Annotated in this window: 1 protein-coding gene and 2 pseudogenes; all 3 read right to left on the reverse strand. The window is 64.9% G+C overall.

What is annotated here, in order from left to right:
* A pseudogene (locus MOV75_RS38690) lies at positions 1-208 on the reverse strand (hypothetical protein); the annotation flags it as partial.
* A 132-nt stretch (positions 209-340) separates the two neighbouring features.
* A complete protein-coding gene (locus MOV75_RS38695; protein ID WP_063200334.1) occupies positions 341-589 on the reverse strand; it encodes a hypothetical protein in 249 nt (82 codons plus the stop codon).
* 140 nt (positions 590-729) lie between these two features.
* Positions 730-1,263: pseudogene (locus tag MOV75_RS38700) on the reverse strand (NAD(P)H-dependent flavin oxidoreductase); the annotation flags it as partial.

The following is a 1,263-nucleotide window of genomic DNA, read 5'->3' on the forward strand; positions in this document are numbered from 1 at the left end:
GCTCGATCGCGGCCGAAGCCAGGGCCAGGGTCGGGACCAGACGATCGGCCTTGGCGGCGCGGTTGGCTGCGAGGGGCTTCGGCGGAGGCGTCTGCGAGATCATCTCTTCGCTGACGCTGGGCACGCTGTCGCGGCCAAGAATGGCGGTGGTGGCGGCGCCCAGGACGAGGAAGCAGGTCAGGACAACGATGGTGATGGCTTTGGACAAACGTCTCTCCGCGTCCGACTTCAAGTCCACGTGATCACTGCCCGGAAACTGGGCGATAATTAAGGCTTAACCGTGCCGTTGCGGCGGTAATCGCGCGGACTGCGGCGACATCGCCCGGAAAACTCAAGGAAATCAGGCCGCTGCCGACAGGTCGTAGGCATCCTGGATGTCGGCGACGATCTCCGAGGCCTCCCAGACCGCGCGCGGCTCGACCGATTGCAGCGCCACCGTCCAGTTGCCGCCCCGGCGGGTGCGAGGGACGCTGACGATGTCGAAACGGACGTTGCGGCACAGCGGGTGGCGGGCCAGGGCATGGGCAACGCGAACGCGGATCTCGTCCAGCGAAGCCGCCGTCTTGGTGTTGAGATAATCGAAGTCCATCGCCTGTCCCTCTCGGCCCTGATTGGTGGCCGTGAGGGGATTCTTGGCGGGCGTTGGTTAATCTGCCGTTAAGTGGGGCGTTTCGAGCGAGCGCTCGATTAACTGTGATCGGGACGAACGGCCCCTGCCTTTCCGCAATTCTACGGGGAGAGGTGTGTCCTCGCCTCTCGATATTCGACCGCCGTCCGCGCAACGAGATCGTCGACAGGGAGCACATCGTTGACGCCCGAGGTGGAGTGCCCGCCGCTCCAGATGTCGCGCCAACGCTTCGGCCGGTTTTCGCGCGCGGCGACGTCGATATCCTCAGCGATGTCGATCGTGCCGCGCGCCGGCAGATCGTCGGGATCAAGCCCTGCGGCCACGATCGAAGGCCTCAGCATGCTGGTCTGCAGGCCGGTAAAGGCGGTGGTGAGCAGGATGTCGTCGGCGCTGCTTTCGACCAGCATCAGCTTGTGGCGGTCGTCCGCCATGCTCTCGCGTGTCGCGATGAACTTCGTGCCCATATAGGCGAGATCGCAGCCGAGCACTTCGGCCGCGTGCAGCGCATGACCGTCGCTGATGCCGCCCTGCGGCCACGATCGAAGGCCTCAGCATGCTGGTCTGCAGGCCGGTAAAGGCGGTGGTGAGCAGGATGTCGTCGGCGCTGCTTTCGACCAGCATCAGCTTGTGGCGGT

Source organism: Bradyrhizobium sp. PRIMUS42, from assembly GCF_023006515.1.
Classification (GTDB): domain Bacteria; phylum Pseudomonadota; class Alphaproteobacteria; order Rhizobiales; family Xanthobacteraceae; genus Bradyrhizobium.